At 58.5% G+C, this 299-nt stretch carries 1 pseudogene; it reads left to right on the top strand.

From position 1 onward, the window contains the following. Positions 1-299 (top strand): annotated as a pseudogene (locus tag FDX22_RS27560) (bifunctional glutamine synthetase adenylyltransferase/deadenyltransferase); the annotation flags it as partial.

Genomic DNA, 299 nt, shown 5'->3' with positions numbered 1-299 from the left:
GCTCGCTACGGGCAGCCAACGCATCTTGGTGAACGTGAGGGGCGCGGTTTTGCCGTCGTCGGCTATGGCAAACTGGGCGGCTGGGAACTGGGCTACAGTTCGGATCTTGATTTGATCTTCCTGCATGATTGTCCGATGGACGTGATGACGGACGGTGAGCGTGAGATTGATGGGCGACAGTTCTATCTGCGTCTGTCGCAGCGCATTATGCACCTTTTCAGCACCCGTACCTCGTCCGGTATTTTGTACGAAGTGGATGCGCGGCTGCGTCCATCCGGCGCGGCGGGAATGCTGGTGAC

It is taken from the genome of Citrobacter sp. TBCS-14, assembly GCF_005280805.1.
Classification (GTDB): Bacteria; Pseudomonadota; Gammaproteobacteria; order Enterobacterales; family Enterobacteriaceae; genus Citrobacter; species Citrobacter gillenii.
Note: the sequence above shows the minus strand (reverse complement) of the source record. Positions and strands in the feature narration are given on the sequence as shown.